A 17,039-nucleotide genomic window follows, 5' to 3' on the forward strand; every position below is an offset into this window, starting at 1 on the left:
GGGAACGGGATAGGTTGTGCTGCTAAGCGGCGGCCAAGGCTGGTGTCGGCATCAGGTCGATGGTTCGGACGTCGAAAGACATTTGTGGCGCGCGATGGGCGATCAGGATCAACGCGGTCTGGGGCAGGCGATGCCGGACCAGTGACAGGAGTTTCGCCTCGGCCGCGGCGTCGAGCGCGCCCGTCGCCTCGTCAAGGATCGCCCAGCGCGGCGCGTGTAGCAGCAGGCGGGCGATGGCCAGCCGCTGCAGCTCTCCGCCGGACAGCCCTTCGGGCGCTTCGAGACTGGTAGCCCCGTTATCGGCCATGCGATGCTCCAGTCCGACGTCGCAAAGTGCAGCGCGGATCTGCTCCTCGCCGAAACTTTCGACCGCAGATGGATAGGCGGTCGCTTCGAGCAGCGTGCCAAGTGGCAGGTAAGGCTTCTGCAGCAGGAACATCCAGCCTTCCTGCGGCCGCCTGATCTCGCCGGTGCCATGTGGCCAGAGACCGGCAACGGCTTTCAGCAAGGTGGTCTTTCCGATGCCGGATGGACCGCGCAGCCAGACGCACTCGCCGGTGCTGATCGTCAGATCCTCGATGGTCAGAAGGCTGCGGCCATCGGGCGTATCGAGCAAAAGGGCGTTCAGACGGAAGACATCGCTTCGTCCCAAGCGGTGAATGCGGGCGTCAGGGCCGGTGCTTGCGGCTGCCGACTGCATGAAATTATCCAGGCGCGAGGCGGTGGCGACGAGGTCGGCAAGGTCGCGATAGGAAAAGATGAACCAGGAGAGCGTTGTTACGACCTGCGAAAAGGCGGTGCTCAACTGCATCAATCCGCCAAAGGCGACATGGCCCGCGAGATAGCCCGGCAGCGCGACGAAGAGTGGTATCCGCAGAACGGAATGATTGAACGGATAGGTGAAGCCGCCGAGGATCAGTTCGCGGGTGATCAGCTTCTTCCAGTTCGCCGCAAGCGCGTCGAAGCGGGCGCGGAATATCCGCTTTTCGGCGTCTTCTCCGTTCGAAAGCGCAACCTCGTCAAAGCTTGTACGCCATCGGGCCATCGCATAGCGGAAGTCGGCTTCGCGATGTTGCTGTTCGGAGAAAAGGCCCTTGAGCGGCCGGCCGAGCAGGTGCGTCAGCCCGCTGCTGACCGCGACATAGAGAAACGCCGCCCAGACCATGTAGTGCGGTATTTCGAGGTCGATGCCCATGAACGCAAGCGACAGGGGAAAGTCGGAAAGGCCCCAGAGAATGGCGATGAACGAAACCAGTCCGACGACGCGGGAGATGAGGTCGAGGGTCTCGCTGAGCATGCCGCTGACGAACAGCCGGCAATCCTCGGCGATACGCTGATCCGGGTTGTCTATCCTGTCGGTCTTGGCCTGTGCCAGATGCCAGAAGGCCTTGTTGGCCGTCCAACGGTCGATGGCGATATCCGTCAATGTCCGGCGCCAGCGGATCTCGAGAATCTTGCGCAGATATTCTGCCAGCAGATGCCGGGCGGAATTCAAGGCGATGATGGTGACAAAGATGCCGATCTGCCTCAAGACCTCAGGTGCATCGACCTTTTCGACCGCCGAATAAAAGGCGCCGGTCCATTCGACCAGGCGCACGCTGGCATAGACGCTGCCGAGCGTCAGCGCGGTGATGAGCAGGAACAGCGCCAGATTGACCTTGCCGCCGGGCGAGCGGACGCAGAGGCCGATGAGGCGCTGGAATTGGCCGGCGATCTTGAACATGCTGCGCTCCTGCCTTGGGAAAGAGGGGCATGCGCGGCCGCCGCCGCGCATGCCTTGCTCGTCGATCAGAAGCGCACCGTGGCGCCGAGCTTGAACACCCGGCCCGGAGCGGTCTGCAGCTCGAGTGGGTTGACGTTGGCTGTGGCGACGGATGCGGGGACGCGATCATAGCCAGTGAGGGTGTTGGGGAAGTAGCGGCGATCGAAGATGTTCTCGATGCCGGCCGTCAACTCGACGTTTTCCCTTGGCGTCCACTTCGCATAGGCATCGAAGACGGCGTAGCCCGGAACCAGATAGTCGGCAGGATCACTGTTCTGCGTGCGTCCCGCTGCGAACGTACCGAAGACTTCGAACTGAAGGCCGTAATCCGGCAGTTCATGCTTGAGGCCGAGGACGGCGGTGAGCGGCGTAGCCCCATCGAAGGCGGTGGTCGCCGCCCCGGCAGATGTGCGCTGACGCCCCTTGCTCCAGGTGATGTTCGCCGATGCTGTCGTGTAGTCGAGAACTTCGTATTCGCCGCCGAACTCGATCCCCCACAACGCCACGTCTTCGACGTTGTTGGAGGTGTAACCAACGACCGGGACTCCGCCAGGACCCGTGACGGTGATGGGTTGAAAGCCGCGAATGAAGTTCGTGTAGTCAGCATAGAAAGTTGCCACGGTGAAATAGCCGCGATCCAGTTCGCCACGGAAGCCGATTTCGTAGCTGTCGACCGATTCCGGCTTCAGGTTGGGGTTCGGCACGAGCGAACTGCCGGTGAATGGGTCGACGCTGGATTGGAAGAGCTGCGCCGACGTCGGCATCTTGAAGCCCTCGCCATAAGAGGCATAGGCCGAATAGGTATCGTCGAATTTGTAGATGGCACCGACCCGCTTGAGAAGTTCGGTATTCTCCTGCTTTTGCGGGCGGAAACCCGGCAGGCCCGGATAGCTGGCGTCACCCGTCGGATCGATCGAATAGTGCGCAAGACGAACACCGGGATTGACGGTCAGTTGGCCGTCTAGAAACTCGATGCTGTCCTCAAGGTAGAAGTCGGCACGCTCGGTGTCGACACGTGGGAAGCTGAAGCCCTGGTTGATCGCCGTGGTCGTTGTGCCCGTCAGCGAATTGTAGGTCCTGTTGATACCTGCGTAGTCACCCTTGGTGCGGTCGCCGTCGAAGCCGTAGGTCAACGTGTGGTGCGTGGATCCCAGGTCGAAGGACGACTTCATCTGGATATCGGCTTCAAGAAAGTCTTCGCTGTAGTTGCGGTACTGGTCATGCAGCTGGATGCGGTTGGAGTAGACCCGGCGCTGCCGGCTATCGGTCTCGCGCTTCTGCGGTGACCACGAGAGGTTCCAGTTGACGCTGTCGAGCCACGCTGCGCCGACCTGCCAATCATGTTCGAGCGAAATGCGCTTGCGGCTCATCTCCAGGTCGCGAACATAAGGGTCGTTCACATAGGCCGTCGTCGATGGGATCCCGGTGGTGGAGGCCGACATGTCATAGAGTTGCAGCACTCGCGTGTCGCGGCCGAAAAGCTCGCCGGTCAGCTTGAACGTATGCTGCGCGTCCGGTGTCCAGACGACCTTCGCAAGCGCGTTGTCCACGTCGTTGTCGGCGGGGAACAGGCGGTCGCAACCGATGTAGAGGCGCGAGCAACCCCAGATGCCGCCGTCAGCGCGCGCCTTGCGGAGTTCCGCTTCGCTTGACGAGACCTGGCCGTAGCTGCCGAGAACTTCGATGTCGCCGAAGTCGTAGGCAGCCGTTACCTGCTTGCGCCAGCTGTTGTCGAGGCTGTCATAACCGGTCCTGACCTCGACGGCCCAGGGCTTGGTCGGGTCGGTCAAAAGATCCGAGGGATCGAGCGTCTGGAACATGACGGAACCGCCGAGCGCATCGGCACCCCACAGCACCGAGTTCGGTCCGCGGACGATCTCGACGGATTTGAAATTGCTCATGTCGAAGAAGTCGCGGCTACCGTCGGTGATGCCCTCCTGCACACGCGAGCCGTCGACCGTCAAAAGTACGCGGTTTCCGCCCATGCCGCGGATGGTGAAGCTGTTGAGCTGGCCCCACGGGTTGGTAATCGAGGTGGTGCGGTTGACGCTGACACCGGGCTCATGGCGAACCAGGTCCTGGATGTCGCGCACATTGTGATCGGTGATCTCTTCGCGGGTGATGACCGAGATCGACTGCGGCACGTCGAGGACCTTTTTTGCGCCGCGCGTCGAGGTGACGACGATGCGCTCAAGCGGCGTTTCCTGCACGCGCCGGGCGGTTTTGTCCTGCGCCTGGGCGTGCGCCGGCAGCGCCAATGCCAGGGCGGCGACGCCGGTCAACAGTGCCCGGCGGTGCTTGCTCGCCAGGTTGTGAAGTTCGAATGTTGTTGCAGTCCCCATGCCCGACCCCTCGAGAATTGAATAAAATCAATGCGAGGCCTTGTATTGAAACATGAGTGAAAGAATCAAGTTAAAATATGACATGTCCCGTTTTGTCGCACGTCATGTCGCATTTCGACTGCTGGCAACCAGCGCCAGCGGGCAACGACACGGCGTTGGCCGGCGAGCTCGAAACGGTGGCAAAGAAAGCGCTCGCGCCTGTTCGTGAGGGCAAATTCGGACGGCGCGCGAACGAAGCCGTCAACGGCAGCGTCCTCCTGGGCTGCGACGGTTTGACCCGTGGAAACGAGGGCAGCAAGGCTCAGGAATGTTGTGATCTTGGTGGATGGCCGGTTGAATCCTTGTCGGCGTTGGACCATGCCTGCAACTCCCGATCGAAGAGCGCCCGTACGCGGAAGCCCTCCCATCACCGGCCAATTGGAGTTATCAGTTTGTTTTTAAGAATTTTCCTGCCGGCAGCCGCCATTGCCACCCTGTCGAGCCCGGCTGCAGCCTTTGCCTCCGGAAACGCCCCAGCCTTCTACGATGGTGCCCTTTGCAAGCCGCCCTACACGATGCAATCGGCAACCGAACTCTATGACGCCGCCGAGAAGCTGGCGAAACCCGACACATCGTTGCTGACGGCTTACGTTTACAAGCTGCCGTCCGACATCGGGCAGGACGGTTTCAAGACCCATGAGGTTGTCTTTGCCGGGAGCTCCGTCGGCGTCCTGATCGAAGGGGCGCGTGCAGATGAGCTGGCGGCTCGCTACCAGCTGGAACCTGAAAAAAGCAGCATTCTCGGCACGTCGACCAAGGGCTATGCGCGGGTTCTGCCCGATGCCGAGCAGCCGACGGCGGACATGGGAATCGTTTCGGTCGTTGCGCGTGAAAGTGATGCCATCCCGGGCAAGACCTTGCTTGCATGCGAGTTCGTATCGCATGCGGATCGGGAAGCACTCAAGAGCCTTGAAGGCGGCAACTAAAGCGTCGTGCATTCGGAGCAACGCGTCAAGGATGCTGTAGTTTGTTGATTCTAAAGCATCTTTCTGCCTTCTGTGGTTCCGCTTGAAAGCGGAATGCTCCAGAGCCAAGCGCATGACGGGATGCAGGCAGCATCATGAAGAATGCCTGTATCCCGTCTGACGTGTGCGGCAAGAGCATGTTAGGCTGACCGCGGTATCAACAGTACGAGGCGCCCCGCGCCCGAAGGGAGACTATGTCCGGCTCGGATGGCAGTATTTTCGATTATCTCGGAATACTGGCCGTGTTTCTGCTCGTTGCCGCCAACGGCTTTTTCGTTGCGGCTGAGTTTTCCCTGGTGTCCGTCCGGCGCAGCCGGGTGACGGAGCTTGTGGCGCAAAGGCGCATGAATTCGGGCGCACTCCAGCATGCCGTCGACAATCTCGACGCCAACCTGGCCGCCACCCAGCTCGGCATCACCATATCGTCCCTGGCACTCGGCTGGGTGGGCGAGCCGGCTCTGGCGCACCTGATCGAGCCGCTGTTGAAAGCGCTGCCGATGGCCTGGGCATCGTTCGGCTCGCATGCGATCGCGGTGGCGATCTCCTTCATCATCATAACAGCGCTTCACATCGTGCTCGGGGAGCTGGCACCGAAGAGCCTGGCGCTCCAGCGCAGCGAGGGCACGGCCCTTGCGGTCGTGCGCCCGCTCGGGCTTTTCCTGTTTCTGTTGCGTCCGGCTATTCTCACGCTCAACGGCCTCGGCAATCTCGTGCTTCGCCTGGTCGGGCTGCGGCCGGGCACCGGCGAGGCCTCGATGCATTCGCCGACCGAACTGAAGCTGCTTGTCGCCGAAAGCCAGGAGGCCGGTCTTCTCGACGTTGCCCAGCAGGAACTGGTCGAGCGGATCTTCAACATCGGCGACCGCCGGATTTCCGATTTCATGACGCCGCGCATGGAGGTCGACTGGATCGATGCCGACGACACGCGGGAGGAGATCCTTCGCACCATCAGGGATTGCCATCACGAGCAGTTGCTGATCGGCCGTGGCGGCATCGACTATCCGCTGGGCATGGTGCTGAAGAAGGATCTGCTCGATCAGTTGCTCGACGGCCAGACGCTCGACCCGATGAAGGCGATGCGCGAACCGCTGGTGCTGCACGAATCGGCACGCGTCTTCCGCGTCCTCGAAACGTTCAAGACGGCACCCGTCCGGCTGGCGATCATCGTCGACGAATATGGCAGCCTCGAAGGCATCATCACACAGACCGATCTGCTCGAAGCGATTGCCGGCGACCTGCCGGATACGGAGGCGAACGATCCCGACATCGTCACCCGCTCGGACGGCTCGCTGCTGATCGAAGGGCTGATGTCGGCGCACGACGCCTTCGAGCGGCTCGGTATTCGCGATCGTCCCGAAGGCGATTTCCACACCATTGCCGGTTTCGCGCTGCAGATCCTTGGCCATCTTCCGCATGTGGGAGAAACCTTCGATTTTCAGGATTGGCGCTTCGAGATCATCGATATGGACGGCATGCGCATCGACAAGCTTTTGGCGTCACGCCAGGAGTGACGCCAGGGCCTTAGAGTTCGCCTGGTCCGGCCGGCCAGGCGAAGGGACCACTCAAAGGGTCGCCAGCGCCCGGTTGGACAGGGCGCCACCATAGGCCTCGCGAATGGCAAGCTTGTTTTCAAGCGCGATCACGATCTCCTCGGCGAAATCGATCTTGTGCAATGCCTGAATGTTGGGCAGCCCGCCGGGCGTGAAGACGTTGATCTCCAGCACCTTGTCACCGACGATATCCAGCCCCACCAGGAACATGCCGTCGTCGATCAGCTTGGGGCGAAGCTTTTCGGCAATCGCCAGTATCGCCGGGGTAATGGTTGCCGCCTCAGCAGTGCCGCTCGCATGAATGTTGGATCGCACTTCGCCCTTGGCAGGCACACGGCGGAAGGCGGCATAGACGTCGCCGCGCACCAGCGGACGGCCGTTCATCAGGAACAGGCGGATGTCTCCGGCGGTGGCTTCGGGCAGATAGCTCTGGGCGATGAGATAGCCGACCTCGCTGACGGCTTCGAAGATCTGGTTGAGATTGGCCTCATCGCTGGACTTGATCTTGAAGACGTTCTTGCCGCCCGATCCCTGCAGCGGCTTCAAGATGACGCCGCCGCGATGGTCGTCGATGAAGGCGCGGATTTCCTCGATGTTCTTCGAGATCAGCGTCGTCGGGCGCACGGCCTGGGGAAAGTCCTGGAAATAGAGCTTGTTCTGCGCCAGCGAAAGACCGGAGGGATCGTTGACGACGATCGCGCCGCGTTCCGAGGCGAGCCGGCCGAAATTGGCGCCGACATTCGCGGCCCAGGGGCGGCCCTCGGCATCTTCCGAGGGGTCGTTGCGCAGGAACAAGACGTCGACCTCGCTGACGTCGACCACGCTCATCACCGCATCTTCGGCCTTCAGCGCCGAAATGAACGTTTCCGGCTTTTTCGGCTTGGTGCCGTTGAGGCTGCGCGCCCGAATCATCAGCCTGTCGTCGGGCCGCAGGATGAAATCCGCGGGTGTGACGTAAGAGATTTCGTGCCCTCGGGAGAGCGCGGCGAGCGCCAGAGACGTCGTCGTGTAGGACGCCGTTTCCAGCTCAATCGAATTGACGAAGAAGGCTATGCGCATCAGGTCTCCTATTCTTCGATCATGTCGAGCGGGGTTATGCCCGCACGTGCCCGGTCCAGCCGGGAGCGTGCGTGGGCGTCATCCAGAAAAATGGGGCGTACCGCCGGTGCAGACAGCAAGCCGCGCAAGCTTAATTCCTGCATGGCGGTAAAATGCGAGGCGGCGATCTTGCCCATCCAGAAGGGGTCGAGGCTGCCGCCAGCGGCGAGATGAGCAAGCAGCTGAACAAGGCCGCGCAGATAGATCGCGTCCTTCGCCAGCCCGCCGCCGCGATAGATCCGCAGCACGATGTTGAAGGCATCGTCAGGCTGAAACCGGTGCTGATCGACGAGCAACCGATAGGTCTCCGGGAATACCGCGCCGCTGAGCATGGCTGCGCAGGCGACCACGCGGGCGGCGATGAGACGCAGGCGGGCCAGCGTCATGCCGCCGCTCAAATATTCGGCAAAGACGGCAAGCCCTTCCTGCATGCCCTCATAGCCGGCAAGACCGGAGCGAAAGAGCCTGAGCCCCTGTGCCGAGCCGTTGAAGTAGGTGAGCAGGTGCACGCCGATTTCGTGATTGAGCAGAGCCTCGACACGGTTCCGGCTCATCGCTGTGCTGCGCGCGATCAAGAGCTGACTTCTCGACACCAGCAACCCTGCGGGAATGTCGTCGCGCATTTCCATCGACGCGTTGAAGTCGGCATATTGGCGCTTGTAGGTCGAAACCATCACTTGCGCCCGGTTGCGAATGTAGGCGCTATCGACGGCGTCAATGGCAGGCTTCTGTCCAGGCTTGCTCACCCGGTTTTGCGTCTGCGCCAGGATATCGGTTGCGACATCCAGCAGCTTCGCCTCGACCGGGCCATAGAGCGCGCGGCCGAACTCGACGAAGGTGCGGCCCTCGCGGGCGGAAATCATCGAAAGCTGCAGGTCGAGTTCCTGCTGTTTCTCGCGATAGAGCGCGTAGAGTAGCGGGTCCTCGAGGTGCTCGAAGCCGATGGAAAAGAGTTTCTTCTTCGCCGCCTCGACTTCAAGCGTCAGCGGCCGATAAAGCAGTCGCGGCGCGACCTGATGCCGGCTTGAAACAAATTCTGCCCAGGCGGCATCGGAGTTGATCGGCGTGACGGCCAGGAGAAAATCGAAACTCGCGGCGATTTCGTCGATGGCACGATCGGTGCGGGTCACGGTTTCAACGAAGGTCTTTCGGCCGAAGGCCCTATGCGTCGAAACGCGTATGTCCGTCGTGCTCGCCGTGGCCGCTGCGAGCGCTTTCAGACCGGCATCGAAGATGTTGGCGATCAGGCGTTCGCGCAGTTCCGGGTAGATCCGCTCCGTGCCCGGTTCGCGATAGATCGGCGCAAAGCGCACACTGATGCAAGGAAATGTCGTCAGTGGTTTACCATCAGCCTGTTCTTTCGGAGGCGGCTCCAGCAGGTCCATGTGAGCGGTGCGAAACTTGCCTTCGATCGTGCCGACGGCGCCGAGGAAGGCTTTGGCTGCAGCCTGCGCCGCCGGTTCTTTGCTGGCCACGACTTCGATGGTGAACGGTGGCAGATAGGGCGCGTCTCTGGCGGGGGGATCGTCATGGTCGAGTTCGCCGTACTCCAGCACGAAGAAAGCGCCGAGCCGTTCCTGGATCACGCGCCCCACCGCGGCGATGACAGGTGCGGCGGCCGCAGCGTCCGGCGCGATGAGATAGGATGCATTGGACTGGGTGATCTCGCGTGCCACGACGGCTTGCTTCGCCCCGGCGACAAATACGCAGAGAAACGGTAGTGGTCGATCGATGTGCAGGCGCCCGCCCTCGGCAAAGTCGCGTCGCACCGCCTTGCCGGCTGCAAGGCAGGCGATCATTTCGTCGAGCCAGGCGTCATCGGGTGCCAGGCGGTCGGCCGGCTCGGGATGCGGCGTGTCGCGGTCCCTGGGCTTAGCTGCGCTTTTCATCGGCGCGCGTCCAGCGCCTTGACGAGGTCGGGCACGGTCGACGCGATCAGCGCACGCAATGCTTCCAGCATCTCTAAATCCGGCTCGCCGGTCCATTCGTCCATGAAGAATTTCTTGAATTCGATGGCGATGGCGCAGCCTGTCTGCGGAAAATGTTCGTGGATGAAACGGGTTTGTTCGCCGCGCCCCTGAAACGCGACGTTTTCACGAACGTCGAACCGCCTGCCTCGAAATTCGAAACGACGAAAGCCATCAAGCAGCGTTTCAAGCACATCGGCCCAGTGGCTGCGGTCCATCGAATGGGTGCCGATGTTGATTTCCGGCGCGGCCGCCGGGTCGGAGGGGACTGAACCGGGGCCGTCGCGGCGGTGGTTGTAGCTGTGTATGTCAAGCACGACGAAACTGCCGTGCCGCCGCTCGATCGACAACAGCATGGACCGCAGCATGCGGTAATATTCGTCATGCAGCACGAGCGAACGCTCGTGTTGATCACGCGGAAGCGCGTCCCGCCAGACCGAAAGCCCCCAGGCCTGCGAAGGATCGATGTAGACCGCGCCGTCGCGAGGCCGGTTGAGATCCACCTCGAAGCGCGAGCGGTGCACGATGACCCGATTTGCCAGATCCTGAATGCTGTAGGCCGTGTAGGGATCCTCTTCCCGCAGGCGCTCGTCATCGGCAAGCGCCATCAGAGCCCGCAGATCGGCACGCAAGCCATGCCCGTCGTGTATCGCCGTGGCGACAATGGGACTGTCGCCGCGATGCACCGTCCACCAGCTGTCGTTGCCAGCGTCCGTCAGCGTCTCGCCTGTCAGGTTCAGCATATTCAGGTCCCGTTCCTCCTCATTCATGGGGTTGCTGTCCCGTTACAATTCGCGAGGCAAGGGTTCGGTTCCAAACGCAGGGGAATTCCGCTGATAAAGCAAAACAGGGAGATGGGTACGCGGATGGGCATGCTGCGCCGTTGTCGGCAATTGTGTGCTCACAGCCGGACGGGTGGCGGAACCAATGCGCCTGCGCCGCATTTTCCGAGCACGCAACAACACATAGGGAAGGTGGATGACATGCTGGGAACTGTGCTGCTTATCGTTTTGATTCTGCTGCTGATCGGCGCGTTTCCGAGTTGGCCGCACTCGACGAATTGGGGCTATGGCCCGTCCGGGATACTCGGTGTCGTGGTCGTCGTTCTCCTGATCCTGCTGCTCATGGGGCGGATCTGACCTTGAGGTGAATCGTGTCCGCCGCGCCGCAAGAACCTGACCTGATCTACGTGACCGACGCCGATCCGGGCATAAAGCGCTTCCGGAAGGGGAAGCGCTTTAGCTATCGCCTTCCGGACGGCTCTGTTCTCAAGGATCCGGATGCAAGGGCGCGCATCGCAGCACTTGGCCTGCCGCCAGCCTATGAGCGCGTCTGGATCTGTCTCAAGCAGAATGGCCACTTGCAGGCCACTGGCTTCGATGCGCGCGGGCGAAAGCAGTATCGCTATCACGATGCCTGGCAGGAAATGCGCCATCACGCCAAGTTCGACCAGTTGATCGACTTCGCCAAGGTTCTGCCGAGGCTTCGCCGGGCCCTGCGTCGCCACATGGAGGGGCCGGTTGACGATGCCCGCACGGTACTGGCCGTACTTGCGGCCCTGCTTGATCAGGCGTGTCTACGCGTCGGCAACGTCTCCTATGCGCAGGAAAATGGCACCTACGGCGCAACGACGCTGTTGAAGCGGCATCTCAAGCTGGGCGACGAGGGCATCGAGTTGCGTTTCCTGGGGAAGGGCGGCAAACGTGTTGTTCGCAAGCTGCGCAGCCCGCGACTGCAGCGGCTGCTGGAAGATATTTCGGACCTGCCCGGACGCCAGCTTTTCGTCAGCAGGGATGCGAACGGTGATTTGCACCCGATCGATTCCGGTCGGCTCAACCGCTATCTCGCGGAAATCGCCGGCGCACCGATCTCGGCCAAGACGTTTCGCACCTGGGCGGGAAGTGTCGCCGCTTTCGCCGAGGCGCGCCTGGCGCTTGGCGAGGGACGACGCCCGTCGGTCAAGCGGATGTGCGAAGCTGCAGCCGAGGTGCTGCACAACACGCCTGCCGTCTGCCGCAAGAGCTACGTTCATCCTGATATCATCGCCCTGGCTGACAAGGAGGCCAAAATCAGCCTGCGCCGGCTCGAAGCGCAGCCGCGGCAAAGCGCCCTGCTGCGCGCCGAGGAGGAACGTCTGCTGCGCTTCCTCAGATATGCCGCGCGCGCGAAGAAACGTTCAACCTGACGGCCGTCATCCTTTACCGGTGAGCAATGCCTCGACGGTGCGAATGAGGTCGCGGCTGTTGAACGGCTTGGAGAGGCGGGGAAGGCTGCGATATTGCTCGGGAAGGTCGGAGGCGGCGTAGCCTGTCAGCAACAGCACGGGAACGCCACGGGCAAGCAGTTCGTCGGCCACAGGATAGACGAACTCGCCGTTGAGGTTGACATCGAGTGTGGCTGCCTGCGGTGTCTCGCGCTTGGCTGCAGCGATCGAGCTGCGCAGGCTTGTGAAGGGGCCTATGACCGAAAAGCCGGCCGCCAGCAGATCGTCCTGGATCTGGATTGCCAGCAGAAACTCATCCTCGACGACAAGGACGCTGCGCTGGTCGTCATTCATTGCTCGGCACCCGCAGAATACGGCATGTTGATGGTGTATCTGAGCCCGGTTCTTGCGAAATCCAGGTCGACGTCGCCGCCGAGGTCGGAGCCGACGACGCGTTCCAGCAACAGCCTGCCAAAACCATTTCTTGAAGGCGGTGCGACCGGGGGGCCGCCGGTTTCACACCAATCGATGTGAAGTGCCTTGTTGGCGGGGTCTAGGCTCCAGCTGACGTCCACATGTCCGTCTTCCACGGAAAGCGCGCCGTGTTTGGCAGCGTTGGTTGCAAGCTCGTGAGCCGCCATGCCGAGCGCCAGCGCATGCCGTGGCGATAGCCTGATCGCCGGGCCGCCGACGGAAACGTTGCCGGCGTTTTCGTTCCGGTAGGGCGCCAGTTCGTCGCAAAGGATCGTTTCCAGCGAAACGCCGGTCCAGGTGGTCTCCGCCAGGCGGGTATGGGTTTGCGCAAGAGCCCGGATGCGGGCGTGGAAGGATTGCTCGGCGTCCTTGCGATCGGGGGTCATGGCGAAGGATTGCCGCGCGATCGAGGTGACAGTCGCAAGCGTGTTCTTGACGCGGTGGCTGAGTTCGGCGACCAGCAGGTTGCGCTGTGCCTCTGCGTCCTTGCGTTCGGTGATGTCCATGCAGACGCCCGTGAGGCGGAGCGATGACGAGCCAGCGCCTTGCAGAAAACGCCCGAACGCTTCCAGCCAGCGTGTGGAACCATCGGGGCGGCGAATGCGGTAGGATGTGTGGTAGTCCTCGCGCTTGTCTATTGCGGCCTGGATCTCCAGTTCGACCATAGCAAGATCGTCGGGGTGGATGTCCGCCTTGAAGTCGTCGAGCGTGCCGCCGAAGCTGCCCGGTTCCAGGCCGTGAAGCACTTCCAGACCCGGCGACCAGATCACCTTGCCGGTGTCGAAGTTCCATTCCCATGCGCCCATGCGCCCGGCCTCAAGCGCCATCTGCAGTCGCCGTTCGCCATCGCGCATCGCCTGTTCCGATTCCTTGCGTTCTGTGATGTCGACGAAGGCGGCAACGGCGCCTTGCGGGATTCCGAGCGCGTCGATCAGAGGTGTGGCGTTGCCCAGCAGGTGGCGGGACGTGCCGTCGTCGAAACGGATCTCCTGCTCGAAGCTGCGCACTTCCTCGCCGCGCGCCGCGCGCTGGACCGGCAATTCGTCGGCGGAAAGCAGCCTGTCCTGCGAATAGACCTTGAAGTGCACGGGCCTTTCGCTGGACGGTGCCGAGAGCGAAGGGTTGCTGTCCGGCGGCAGCCTGAGCAGTTCGAACGAACTTCTGTTGCCGCTGATGACCCGGCAATCTGGCGTCCTCGCAATCCAGATCGGCGCGGGCACTGCTTCCATCAACGCCGTCACCTCCGTCGCCCTGGCACGTTCCTTTGCCTCGTTGTGCCGCAACAGATCTTCGGCCTGCCGCCTTGCCTCTTCGGAGCGGATGCGCTGCACGCTGAAGCTCAGTTGGCGGGCGATGGTCAAGGCGAGATCGATTTCCGAACCGGCGAAGTGATGTGCCGTGTCGTAATATGTCATGAACTTGCCGATCAGTCGGCCGACCGAAACCAGCGGGATGAAGCCGAGCGACCCGATGCCTTCGGTCTGAACAGCCTTGCGCAGGTCGTCTTCAAGCTCGGCCAATTCGACGTCTTCGATAAAGATGGGGTTGGGGTCCTGCACCTCCGCGCTCCATGGCGTGTGGCCGTCGACGGCGAGGCGATAGCTCTCCGAAAGCCCGCGGGAAGCGACAAAACGCATGGTACCGGTTGCGTCGATGAGCAGGATGGAGGCCCGGCTGCAGCGCAGCGCCGATTGAATGGCATCGAGCGCCGCCTCATAAACCGTGGCGATCGAGCGGGCCCGATGTACCCGCTCGGTGAACTGATAAAGGGCGGCCTGCTCGCGCAAGCGCTCGGCGAGGGCCTGCTCGGAAGCCTTGCGCTCCGTGATATCGCGGGCGATCTTCGAAGCGCCGACGATGCGGCCATCATTATCGAGGATCGGCGATATCGTCAGCGAGATGTCGAGGAGCGTGCCATCCTTGCGTTGCCTCTTGGTCTCGTAGTGATCGACGCGCTCGCCTCTGCGGATCCGGCCGAGAATGTCCACCTCCTCTTCCTCATGGCCCTTTGGAATGAGCCGCAGGATCGATGTTCCCACCATCTCCTGTACGCTATAGCCAAACAGCGCTTGGGCACCCCTGTTCCAGCTGGTGACGATGCCGTTCAGATCCTTGCTGACGATGGCGTCATCGGAGGATTCGACGATGGACGCGAGATGGCGCGCCGACAGCTCGGCGATCCGGCGACTCTCGGATTGCTTCTGGCTGTCGGCCAGGAGATTGGCGTTGTCTATGGCGATGGCCGCATGCGCAGCGATGGCAACCACAGTCTCCTCGGATTCGGCGGTGAACACCCCGGCTGCGTCATGGCCGAAGAACAACCCGCCGAGCACTGCGCCGGAGCGGGCAATCACCGGAACCGCGAGATAGCTGACGACGGGCAGGTGTCCCCTGGGCATGCCGAAATGCGGTTCGCTCAAGCCGTAGCGCGGGTCCTTGCGGATATCGTCGCTGCGCACGACCCGTTCGCCATTGAAGGTCGGCGAGAACACTGCGGTGTTGCGGGGAAGGCCGAATTTTTCGAACGCTTCGCGCGGAGCACCGGAGAGGGTGAAGAGCTGAAAGTGTTCGCCGCTTTCGTCGAGGACGTTGTAGAAGAAGGCGCCGAATTTTGCGCCCGTGAGTTCTGTGGCGCTGTCGGTCACGGTCTGGACGATGTGCTCGACATTGAAGTCGCCCGCCAGGAGCCGGGCGATGCGAGCGAGGGCCTCGATACGGTCAGTTTTTGCCCGCAGTTCGAGCTCCGCTGTCTTTCGCTTGCCGATATCGATGAGGACGTTGACCGCGCCGATCATCTCGCCGTCGGCATCGAAGATCGGTGTCGGATAGGGAAGCACCGGCACCATTGCGCCGTCGGGCCGAGCGACGAGCAGTTCTTCGCCCCGAACCGCCTTTTTGCTGCGCAATGCCTCGGCCATCGGGCAGTGGTCCGTCGGCAGGGTCGTTCCGTCGGGCCGGTGCAGGCGCCAGCAGATGCACCAGCGGTCGGCATGAAGGATAGGTTCGCGTCCGGCCAATTCCGCCGCTGCGCGATTGAAATAGGTGACGACCCCGGCGGCGTCCGTGGTGTATACCGCGATGGGAAGGTTGTCGAGAACCGCCCTGGATTCGATCGTCTGCGACCCGACCGCTCCCGCCAGCGCTGCCGCCAATGCTTCTGCGCCGCTCATATTTCCCTCCGCAAGCGCTTGCTAACGCAGGGCAACGCGGCACGATGCGATTTTGTTCCGCCGGCCGGCCATGCCGGGAGGCGCGGATGGCGGGCTGCATCCTCTGCCGACGTCTTCAATGCGTCTGCTTTGCTGCATCGCGGATCAGCCGGTTGATGAAATCCAGCTTTTCGATCACCGGCTGGGACAGGACGAAGGGATAGCTGTCAGGTTGTCCCATCGACCTCTGCAGGGCGTTCAGCGCGACGCTGAGCGGCACCCACGCGTCGACAAGCGCATCAGCGTTTGACGCACGATAGGGATCGAAATCGATGTCCGCGTCAAGCGCTTCGTGCCCCTCCGGGTCGAGATTGATGCCGAAGGCGTGACCGGTCTCCAGCGTGTCGACGATATGAAAGAGATGCGCGAAGCACTCGGCGAAATCCTCCGCTGGATGGGCGCTCGCATAGGGACTGATAAACCGCTCCTGCCAGTCCTCGGGCGGCCCCTGTTCATAATGGCGGTCCAGTGCCGCCCCATAGTCCTCGCTTTCATCGCCGAACAGCGCCCGGGCCGCGGATCTCGTCGGCTCGTCGACGATCAGTTGCTGCCAATAGAAATGACCGATCTCATGGCGAAAATGACCGAGCAGCGAGCGATAGGGCTCGTTCATGGAAACGCGCACACCTTCCCGCACCACGTCGTCAGCCTCGGAGGCTCGCAGGCTGATCAGTCCGTTTTCGTGGCCGGTCATCGCCGGAATGACATTGCCGTTCGCATCGACGGTGTCGGCGAGGAATTCGAACGCAAGTCCGCCTTCGGGATCTTGCTTTCGCGTCGGATGCGGCAGGCCCCAGCGCAGGAGCGAGTAAAACAGATGACGCTGCGCCACGCCTATCCTGCGCCAGCGTTCCAGACCGTCGTCGTCGCTCATCGGTACAATCGTATTGTGCCGGCAGGCAACGCAGTAGCGCTCGGACTGATCGGCCGGCACCAGCCAATGGCAGACATCGATGGCGGCATTGTCGCAGAAACGAAAAGTTCGCGACGCGTTGCCATGGATCTGGAAAAGCCCGTTGTCGAGTGGCACGAGGGCGCACATCCCGACCCCAACGGGATCGAACCCCAGTTGAGCCCCGCAGCGTACGCAGCTGCGGTTTTCAAAGTGGATCGTCTGGTCGCAGACGCCGCACTCGAAGAGCCGCATCTTTTTCTCCTCACGGATTTTCCGAGCTTCGAAGTCGTGTATCAAATGCAACTATTGCGTGCTTTTGCGGCGGCATCGAGGGCCTGTCGCGAGGGGCCGTACTGCTGAAACAGGGGCCGCGCTTCAAGCGGCGGCAGATCATGGGCGCGGATGAATTCGGCCAGATCGTAGATGTTGCTCCAGCCGTAGACGACATCTCTTTGTTCTGCCGGTCTCTTGTCTTGCACGGATCTTGCCATCGTTATCGACGTCTCCCTTGGTTCTGAGCCTGGCAACAACGCCC

The 17,039-nt window shown here is 62.0% G+C and carries 13 protein-coding genes; 4 read left to right on the forward strand and 9 right to left on the reverse strand.

Going from position 1 to position 17,039, the window contains the following annotated elements; all coding sequences use genetic code 11:
• Positions 1-22: 22 nt before the first annotated feature.
• Both AC1Q80_RS28190 and AC1Q80_RS28195 read right to left on the reverse strand, forming a co-directional pair.
• Entirely contained in the window at positions 23-1,723 is a 1,701-nt protein-coding gene (locus AC1Q80_RS28190; protein WP_492362592.1) for an ABC transporter ATP-binding protein/permease, read from the reverse strand.
• Between the two features lie 65 nt (positions 1,724-1,788).
• Positions 1,789-4,104 carry a TonB-dependent hemoglobin/transferrin/lactoferrin family receptor gene (locus AC1Q80_RS28195; protein ID WP_492362593.1) on the reverse strand — a complete coding sequence of 772 codons (2,316 nt, stop codon included), beginning with the start codon at positions 4,102-4,104 and terminating at the stop codon, positions 1,789-1,791.
• A gap of 431 nt (positions 4,105-4,535) precedes the next feature.
• Between AC1Q80_RS28195 and AC1Q80_RS28200 the strand changes: the two genes are divergently transcribed.
• The gene (locus tag AC1Q80_RS28200; protein WP_492362643.1) at positions 4,536-5,069 is read left to right on the forward strand and encodes a hypothetical protein; all 534 of its coding nucleotides are present in this window, start codon (positions 4,536-4,538) and stop codon (positions 5,067-5,069) included.
• 233 nt (positions 5,070-5,302) lie between these two features.
• Positions 5,303-6,619 (forward strand): hemolysin family protein, encoded by a 1,317-nt coding sequence (locus AC1Q80_RS28205; RefSeq protein ID WP_173421150.1) that lies wholly within the window; start codon positions 5,303-5,305, stop codon positions 6,617-6,619.
• Between the two features lie 51 nt (positions 6,620-6,670).
• Here the strand turns inward: AC1Q80_RS28205 and AC1Q80_RS28210 are convergent, their stop codons facing one another.
• From AC1Q80_RS28210 to AC1Q80_RS28220, 3 genes are read right to left on the reverse strand one after another with little or no spacing between them, the layout of a single operon-like run.
• Positions 6,671-7,717 (reverse strand): glutathione synthase, encoded by a 1,047-nt coding sequence (locus AC1Q80_RS28210; protein ID WP_492362594.1) that lies wholly within the window; start codon positions 7,715-7,717, stop codon positions 6,671-6,673.
• A gap of 8 nt (positions 7,718-7,725) precedes the next feature.
• On the reverse strand, positions 7,726-9,645 hold the full coding sequence (locus tag AC1Q80_RS28215) for a flavohemoglobin expression-modulating QEGLA motif protein (RefSeq protein ID WP_492362595.1): 1,920 nt from the start codon (positions 9,643-9,645) through the stop codon (positions 7,726-7,728).
• A complete protein-coding gene (locus AC1Q80_RS28220) occupies positions 9,642-10,493 on the reverse strand; it encodes an N-formylglutamate amidohydrolase (RefSeq protein WP_492362596.1) in 852 nt (283 codons plus the stop codon). Before AC1Q80_RS28220 ends, AC1Q80_RS28215 begins: the two co-directional genes overlap by 4 nt.
• 213 nt (positions 10,494-10,706) lie before the next feature.
• Here AC1Q80_RS28220 and AC1Q80_RS28225 point away from each other — a divergent pair, with 213 nt between their 5' ends.
• Both AC1Q80_RS28225 and AC1Q80_RS28230 read left to right on the forward strand, forming a co-directional pair.
• Positions 10,707-10,862 (forward strand): DUF3309 family protein, encoded by a 156-nt coding sequence (locus AC1Q80_RS28225; RefSeq protein WP_173422203.1) that lies wholly within the window; start codon positions 10,707-10,709, stop codon positions 10,860-10,862.
• Positions 10,863-10,873: 11 nt separating this feature from the next.
• On the forward strand, positions 10,874-11,908 hold the full coding sequence (locus tag AC1Q80_RS28230; protein WP_492362644.1) for a DNA topoisomerase IB: 1,035 nt from the start codon (positions 10,874-10,876) through the stop codon (positions 11,906-11,908).
• Between the two features lie 6 nt (positions 11,909-11,914).
• Here AC1Q80_RS28230 and AC1Q80_RS28235 read toward each other — a convergent pair whose 3' ends face one another.
• The 4 genes from AC1Q80_RS28235 to AC1Q80_RS28250 form a co-directional block, all read right to left on the reverse strand.
• The gene (locus AC1Q80_RS28235; RefSeq protein WP_173421146.1) at positions 11,915-12,280 is read right to left on the reverse strand and encodes a response regulator; all 366 of its coding nucleotides are present in this window, start codon (positions 12,278-12,280) and stop codon (positions 11,915-11,917) included.
• Complete coding sequence (locus tag AC1Q80_RS28240; protein ID WP_492362597.1) at positions 12,277-15,570, reverse strand: PAS domain S-box protein; 3,294 nt, start codon at positions 15,568-15,570, stop codon at positions 12,277-12,279. The genes AC1Q80_RS28235 and AC1Q80_RS28240 overlap by 4 nt, the downstream gene beginning before the upstream one ends.
• Before the next feature lie 115 nt (positions 15,571-15,685).
• Positions 15,686-16,756, reverse strand: a complete 1,071-nt coding sequence (locus AC1Q80_RS28245) for a zinc-binding metallopeptidase family protein (protein WP_173421145.1) — start codon at positions 16,754-16,756, stop codon at positions 15,686-15,688.
• Positions 16,757-16,797: 41 nt separating this feature from the next.
• Positions 16,798-16,983 carry a hypothetical protein gene (locus tag AC1Q80_RS28250; protein WP_492362598.1) on the reverse strand — a complete coding sequence of 62 codons (186 nt, stop codon included), beginning with the start codon at positions 16,981-16,983 and terminating at the stop codon, positions 16,798-16,800.
• Positions 16,984-17,039: the final 56 nt, after the last annotated feature.

This window comes from Ensifer sp. GW823-FHT05D09, from assembly GCF_058795755.1.

Excerpts from the sequence above, each read along its gene's own strand:
- AC1Q80_RS28190 (WP_492362592.1), bottom strand. The coding sequence starts at position 1,723 with ATGTTCAAGATCGCCGGCCAATTCCAGCGCCTCATCGGCCTCTGCGTC.
- AC1Q80_RS28195 (WP_492362593.1), bottom strand. The coding sequence starts at position 4,104 with ATGGGGACTGCAACAACATTCGAACTTCACAACCTGGCGAGCAAGCAC.
- AC1Q80_RS28205 (WP_173421150.1), top strand. The coding sequence starts at position 5,303 with ATGTCCGGCTCGGATGGCAGTATTTTCGATTATCTCGGAATACTGGCC.
- AC1Q80_RS28210 (WP_492362594.1), bottom strand. The coding sequence starts at position 7,717 with ATGCGCATAGCCTTCTTCGTCAATTCGATTGAGCTGGAAACGGCGTCC.
- AC1Q80_RS28215 (WP_492362595.1), bottom strand. The coding sequence starts at position 9,645 with ATGAAAAGCGCAGCTAAGCCCAGGGACCGCGACACGCCGCATCCCGAG.
- AC1Q80_RS28220 (WP_492362596.1), bottom strand. The coding sequence starts at position 10,493 with ATGAATGAGGAGGAACGGGACCTGAATATGCTGAACCTGACAGGCGAG.
- AC1Q80_RS28225 (WP_173422203.1), top strand. The coding sequence starts at position 10,707 with ATGCTGGGAACTGTGCTGCTTATCGTTTTGATTCTGCTGCTGATCGGC.
- AC1Q80_RS28235 (WP_173421146.1), bottom strand. The coding sequence starts at position 12,280 with ATGAATGACGACCAGCGCAGCGTCCTTGTCGTCGAGGATGAGTTTCTG.
- AC1Q80_RS28240 (WP_492362597.1), bottom strand. The coding sequence starts at position 15,570 with ATGAGCGGCGCAGAAGCATTGGCGGCAGCGCTGGCGGGAGCGGTCGGG.
- AC1Q80_RS28245 (WP_173421145.1), bottom strand. The coding sequence starts at position 16,756 with ATGCGGCTCTTCGAGTGCGGCGTCTGCGACCAGACGATCCACTTTGAA.